Source organism: Hymenobacter citatus, assembly GCF_014333615.1.
Lineage (GTDB): Bacteria > Bacteroidota > Bacteroidia > Cytophagales > Hymenobacteraceae > Hymenobacter > Hymenobacter citatus.
This window is the reverse complement of record NZ_JACSCY010000026.1, coordinates 24,567-30,846: the sequence shown is the minus strand read 5'-3', so window position 1 is coordinate 30,846 and position 6,280 is coordinate 24,567. Positions and strand designations below refer to the sequence as shown.

The window sequence follows — 6,280 nt, the reverse complement described above, 5'->3', positions numbered from 1 at the left end:
GGGCAGTAGGGAAAGAATGGGAAAAGATACCCCCTTTCTCTACTTTTCACTGGCCTACTTCACGGGGAAGCCTACAATCCTATATCAATTATATTAATACAGCAGATTCACAGACGGTGTAGCTGCTGACATCCCACGTACGTAAGCAGGTATATGCAAGCGTATTTCCTGGATTTGCGCCAGTGTGTGGCGCAAGCACTGACCGATCCGGGGAGGCGGCAGGCGCAAGTAGCCGCCCGTTTTTGCGTGAGATGGCCTTTGGGCAAGCTTGTGTAGCAGCAGAGGCTAGGGGATGACGCTGCTCGTGCGGGGCGGCGCAGGCGTGTGTGGTGGCCCAGGTGAAATGGCAGCTGGATGTAAAACTGGCCGAGCTGCGCGACGCGCAGCTCGGCCGAAACGGGCCAGTGGGTGAGCTTCGTGTGGCAGGTGTTGGATGAGCAAGGGGTGCGCCGCAAAAAAGCCTGCACGCCAGCGAGCGTGACACGGAGTGAATGCGCGCCTTATGTCGTCAACACGTCGAGATGTTGGCCTTTCGCTCGGACATACACCGATTCTATTTACTGGATGAGATGGGTCTGCGCTTGGACTACACGTGACGCTACGCACAGGCGGTGGGCGGCTGGCGTGTAGGCGGCGCCGTGTCGCTCAAGCGTGGGCAGGCCCTGGCGCTGATAGGGGCACTGGGCATACGCGGCTTGACCACCGTGCAACTGCTCGATGGGGCCTGCCCACGCAGCTTCGCATTCTACATAGCCCGGGTGTTAGGCCTGCGGCGGCGCTACGGCTATGTGCTGGTGCTCGATAACCTGCCAGTGCACAAGCTTGGCGGGTTGCAGCAAGTGCTGGCGTGACGTGGCGTCGAGGTCCTGTTTCTGTCACCGCAGTCACCCGATTTTACCCCATTGAGAAGGCCTGAAGCAAACTCAAAACCAAGCTGCGCCAAGTCCGCACCCACGAAACCCTTGATTCAAACCGCCGTCGAGTGGATTTCAAGTCAAGACGCTAAAGTCTGGTTCAACCACTGCGGCTCCCATGTACACCGTTCGTAAATCCGCTATAAGTTCTTCCGACGGATCAGAGCTGATAAGATGTTGTGACTACACAAGTATTACATTTCCTGATGCTTCAGGGGCTAGCTAATAGCCCCCGCCCGCCGAAACAACCACCCCGACACCGCCCAAATCCCAGCAAACACAGTATTCAGCACAACCACCCACAATACGCCTAGCGTAAGCTCCGGCTGCCAAATCATCATGGCCACAAACGGAACGGCAAACTGCGTAAGGGCTTCGGCAAACATAGCTTTGGCCATAACCAGTGGCTGGAGCTGCGCCGCAATGGCCCCCACGAAGCCGACCACCAGCACGCCGATATATAGCAGGTTGGCAGGGTTATCCTCACTCCCAATAAATCCTACGGCCAGGTTGCCCCATACAAGCAGAAACGTGGCTGCTACTGCTACCCCGGCCGCCAATCAGTAGGCGCCATTGCGGGCCGTGCTTACGGCCAACAGGTACAAAAGACCTGCCCCCAGTAGCAGGATGCCGGCAAGAATGAAGTTGGCCACAGACCAGACAACTCCATTGGTAAACTGTGCTACCACGAAAGGGATAGACAGGAGACACAGCGCAGCGAGGGTCAGCGGAAAAGGGCGGTTGCTGAGGGCCATAGGGGTGGTGCTAACAGGTGAGGTAGGATACAACACTTAGGCTAAGCCAATTGCCGGTTCGAAGCAGAGCCCGTAGCGCTGGCGCGACGAAACAGCACGCCCGAAATAGCCCAGATAGCAGCAAAAGCGCCATTTGCGACCAGTACATTCACTAGGTGTACCTGTGGTTCGGCAACCTCGCCCGAAGGTGTCCAGACAAACAGCGCAATGGCGGTGACGACCACGTAGGTAAGCGCTGCGGCAAACATAGCGTTGGACATGCCCAAGGGGCGAAAACGCGCCACGAAAGCCCCAAGCAGGGCAACGGCCAGTACGCCGCCGTAGAGCAGGTTGGCCGGGTTATCCTCACTCCCCACGAGCCCTACCGCCATGTTGGCCCACACCAGCAAAAGTCCGGCGGCTACCGCTACGCCCACGGCCACCCGATAGGTGGTATTGTTGCCCATCCTGGCAAGCAGGACAAACGTGAGCCCGGCACCAAACAGCAGGACACCTGCCGCAACGAAATCAAATAAAGTCCAGGCCATATCAGCCACAAACAGCTTTGCCGTCAGCGGAATTAGCAACAGAAGCCCCGTGACCAGCGCAACACGCGCGATACTTGTAAGGAGTGTCATGAGAGTATGGGTTGTAGTGGAAAAACAGTAGGGTAAAATAGGCCGCAACTCACCGTACCCGACTTGCTGCAGCTGATGCCGTTCGATTCAATGCAAAGGATATAAAAGAACTTTGTATTTCAAAGTATAAGCATAAAATTTTATTGCTACCCGGTAGTGGCTTTGTAGAAAGCACTTTAACAAGCAGCCAACCCTGCCTAAGCCAGTGCCTGCCGCTCTCTGAAATTCGTTGCAGCTGGCTGCTGCAAAGCGTGACAAATCAACTCCCTCTATCCCGCCGCGTATGGAATAGACGCATACCAGCCGCTACCTCATGCCTACCCCTCCCGCCGAAAAAGAACAGCTGCAACAAGAGCGCCACGAGCTATTAGAACAGATAACCGACTGGTTGGAAACGCCCATGCTGGTGCTGGGCTTTGTGTGGCTGGTGCTGCTGGGGGTAGAGTTGATCTGGGGCCTCACACCCGCCTTGCAGATTCTGAGCAACGGCATCTGGGTGGTGTTCATCCTGGATTTTCTGCTCAAGTTTACGCTGGCGCCCGAGAAGCTGCCGTTCCTGAAAAACAACGTCATTACACTAATTTCCCTACTGGCGCCGGCGTTGCGGCTGTTTCGGCTGGCGCGGGTGTTTCGGGCGGCGCGGGCGGTGCGCGGGCTGCGGCTGGTGAAGGTAGTGGGCTCTCTGAACCGGGGGATGCGGGCGTTGTCGAGCAGCTTCGGGCGGCGCGGGGTAGGCTACGTGCTGGGCCTCACGGCTGTGGTGTTGCTGCTGGGCGCGGCCGGCATGTATGCCTTTGAAAACCAGGAGCCGGGCGGCCTCACCACCTACCCCGAGGCCCTGTGGTGGACGGCCATGGTGCTCATCAGCCTGGGCAGCGACTATTGGCCCCGCACGCCCGAAGGCCGCGCATTGTGTTTCCTACTGGCCCTGTACGGCTTCACGGTGTTCGGCTACTTCACGGCCACGCTGGCCACGTTCTTCATCGGCCGCGATGCGGATGATGGCGACGCCGAAGTAGCGGGTGCCGCGCAGATAGCGGCGCTGCACGAGGAATTGCGGCAACTGCGGCAGGAGCTGCGCAGTGGGCAGTTTGTGCCGCCCGTAGGGTCGCAAGGGGTAGGGCGCGCAGATGATGAACCTGCACAGTCTGGTATGTAGATTATTAGCCTGCGCTCGGCCTGATTTATAATCCGGTTGTTGCAATGTATGGTATTATAAATCCGGCCGTGCAAGCCGAGCGAATAGCGGCTGCGAAATATAGCTGCTAGCTAAGCGGGACATTGATTTATCATACTATTTGTAGTACCACAATCCAAGCACACAAAGACGTGAATTACACCACAATCTAATAAATCATAGTCGTCACCTATAGAGTCTATCTGAGCATAAAACGTCATGACCTGTGAGCAATCCTCACATTTCGGATAATCAATTTCCGAGGTAGAGTCAGGTTGACCACCTAATTTATGACGAGTCCCAGCAATAGCGTTCCACTGATACCCTACTGCCGCTTTAGCCTCTTCCGTTTCAGGAACAGGTATAAGCTTGATTTCCGGTATTTCTTTCACCGTTTAATTGATCTGAAAGTAGAGCTAATAATACACGAAGCCATTCTTGTACAGCACTACAAAGATATCTATACGACAAACGGAAAAAGCCCAGTCTACAATAGTAGACTGGGCTTTTTGTAGGGTGATAGGTTCTTATTGCGCGCCCTTGTACGGCACGCCCATGTTGTAAAACATGAATGCCCACTTATCGGTCTGCTCGCTGATGACCTGGGCCGTGGAGCGGCCGGCGCCGTGGCCAGCTTTCGTCTCAATGCGGATGAGCACGGGCGCGGGGCCCTGCTGCATCTCCTGTAAGCGTGAGGCAAACTTAAAGGAGTGCGCGGGCACTACCCGGTCGTCGTGGTCGGCGGTGGTGACCATGGTGGCGGGGTAGGAGGCCGGTTTCAGAGCGTGGTAAGGCGAGTATTTGTAGAGGTATTGAAACATCTCCGGCGAGTCTTCGGCCGTGCCGTAGTCGTAGGCCCAGCCGGCGCCGGCCGTGAACTTGTTGTAGCGCAGCATGTCCAGCACGCCTACTGCCGGGAAAGCTACTTTGCACAAGTCGGGACGCTGCGTCATCACAGCCCCAATCAGCAAACCGCCGTTCGAGCCGCCCGAAATGGCGAGGTAGTCCTTCGACGTGTACTTGTTCTGCATCAGGTACTCGGCGGCGGCAATGAAGTCGTCGAACACGTTTTGCTTGTTGAGCTTGGTGCCGGCCAAATGCCAGGTTTCGCCGTACTCGCCACCCCCGCGCAGGTTGGGCACGGCGTAGATGCCGCCGTTTTCGAGCAGCAGAATATTGGAGGTGCTAAAGGCCGGCGTCAAACTCACCCCAAAGCCCCCGTAAGCGTAAAGCAGGGTAGGGTTCTTGCCATTCATCACCGTGCCTTTTTTGTAGGTGATAATCATCGGCACCTTCGTGCCATCCTTCGACGGGTAGAACACCTGCTTCGACTCGTACTTAGTGGGGTCGAACTGCACGTTGGGCTTCTTGTAGAGCGTCGATTTGCCCGTGGCAATGTCGTACTTGAAGATGGTAGGCGGGTAGATGTAGGACGTAAACGTGTAGTACGTTTCCTTTTCGTCGCGCTTGCCACCAAAGCCGCCCGCCGAGCCTACCGAGGGTAGGTCGATGGCACGTTCTTTCTTGCCGTTCAGGTCGTATTGCTCAATGAGCGAGGTAGCGTCTTTGAGATAGTGCGCGAAGATTTTGCCGCCCACGGTAGAAATATCCAGCACGTTCTTGGTCTCCGCAATCAGGTCTTTCCAGTTGTCGGAGGTAGGCTTGGCGGCGTCCACGGTCACCAGCCGGAAGTTGGGCGCATTCAGGTTGGTGTGGATGTAGAGCTTGCTGCCCACGTTCTCCACTATGCTGTTCTGGTTTTTCTCGTCGGCCACCACGGGCACGATGGCGCTGCTCGGCTTGCTCAGGTCTTGCACGTATAGCTCGTTGCCGGTGGTAGTGTTGGCTGCCGTAATCACCAGGAAACGCTCGTCCTCGGTGAGGTAGGCGCCAATGTAGCGGCGGGGCGTTTTGTCGCCACCGAAGATGAGCTTGTCCTGGCTCTGTGGCGTGCCCAGCTTGTGGTAGTAGAGCTTGTGGTACTGCGTGAGGCCAGCCAACTGGCTGCCTTCCTTGGGCTTGTCGTAGCTGCTGTAGTAGAAACCGTCGTTGCCTTTCCAGGCCAAGCCCGAGAACTTCACGTCTTTCAGCGTGTCGCCCACCTGCGCTTTATCGGCGGTTTTTAGCACGATGACCTTGCGCCAGTCGGAGCCGCCCTCCGAAATCTGGTAGGCGGCCAGGCTGCCGTCTTTGCTGAAATTGAGGCCCGCCAGCGAGGTAGTGCCGTCTTTCGAGAACTGATTGGGGTCCAAAAACACTTCGGGTGCACCGTTGCCTACCTGCCGATACAGCACCGACTGGCTTTGCAGACCCGTGTTCTTGGAGAAATACGTGTACTTGCCTTCCTTGAAAGGGGCGCCGTATTTCTCGTAGTTCCACAGCGTTTCGAGACGTTTGTTGATGGCCTCGCGGTAGGGAATCTGACTCAGAAAGTTCTGTGTCACCTTGTTTTCGGCCTGCACCCAGGCTTTGGTATCGGCAGCCTGGTCGTCTTCGAGCCAGCGGTATGGGTCGGCCACACTGGTGCCGAAGTAGGTCGTCTCAGTGTCGACCTTTTTGGTTTGAGGGTAGGGTAAAGTTTTGATGGCAGTCTGACTGTATTGGGCGTACGCGGATGTGCTAAGCAGGAGCGCAGCCAGTGAGGTAGCAAGGTGTTTCATAGGGTAGCAGCTGAGGGAAAGAACAGACATTGGGTTGCCCCAAAAGCAAGAAGGCATGCGACAGACAGAAAGGAGAGCAGCCGCACGGCGCATCAAGATAATGATCTGTTGGCTTTCGCCGATGGCCCGCTGGCTTGCGTATGCTACACCAAGCACT

General features: G+C 56.4%; 7 protein-coding genes. 2 read left to right on the top strand and 5 right to left on the bottom strand.

Annotated elements, in window-relative coordinates:
* Positions 1–611: 611 nt before the first annotated feature.
* A complete protein-coding gene (locus tag H8B15_RS20215) occupies positions 612–851 on the top strand; it encodes a hypothetical protein (RefSeq protein ID WP_187321459.1) in 240 nt (79 codons plus the stop codon).
* 281 nt (positions 852–1,132) lie between these two features.
* On the opposite strand, the gene H8B15_RS20210 is transcribed toward H8B15_RS20215, so the two are convergent.
* From H8B15_RS20210 to H8B15_RS20200, 3 genes are read right to left on the bottom strand one after another with little or no spacing between them, the layout of a single operon-like run.
* Positions 1,133–1,474: a hypothetical protein gene (locus H8B15_RS20210; RefSeq protein WP_187321458.1), complete on the bottom strand. Its 342-nt coding sequence runs from the start codon at positions 1,472–1,474 to the stop codon at positions 1,133–1,135.
* Positions 1,475–1,669, bottom strand: coding sequence for a hypothetical protein (locus tag H8B15_RS20205; RefSeq protein ID WP_187321457.1), 195 nt, complete (start codon positions 1,667–1,669; stop codon positions 1,475–1,477).
* A gap of 41 nt (positions 1,670–1,710) precedes the next feature.
* A complete protein-coding gene (locus H8B15_RS20200; RefSeq protein WP_216859223.1) occupies positions 1,711–2,286 on the bottom strand; it encodes a hypothetical protein in 576 nt (191 codons plus the stop codon).
* 313 nt (positions 2,287–2,599) lie between these two features.
* Here H8B15_RS20200 and H8B15_RS20195 point away from each other — a divergent pair, with 313 nt between their 5' ends.
* Positions 2,600–3,445 carry an ion channel gene (locus tag H8B15_RS20195; RefSeq protein ID WP_187321456.1) on the top strand — a complete coding sequence of 282 codons (846 nt, stop codon included), beginning with the start codon at positions 2,600–2,602 and terminating at the stop codon, positions 3,443–3,445.
* 110 nt (positions 3,446–3,555) lie between these two features.
* Here H8B15_RS20195 and H8B15_RS20190 read toward each other — a convergent pair whose 3' ends face one another.
* Together H8B15_RS20190 and H8B15_RS20185 are read right to left on the bottom strand one after the other, a co-directional pair.
* On the bottom strand, positions 3,556–3,855 hold the full coding sequence (locus H8B15_RS20190; protein WP_187321455.1) for a hypothetical protein: 300 nt from the start codon (positions 3,853–3,855) through the stop codon (positions 3,556–3,558).
* Between the two features lie 135 nt (positions 3,856–3,990).
* Positions 3,991–6,123 (bottom strand): prolyl oligopeptidase family serine peptidase, encoded by a 2,133-nt coding sequence (locus H8B15_RS20185; protein WP_187321454.1) that lies wholly within the window; start codon positions 6,121–6,123, stop codon positions 3,991–3,993.
* Positions 6,124–6,280: the final 157 nt, after the last annotated feature.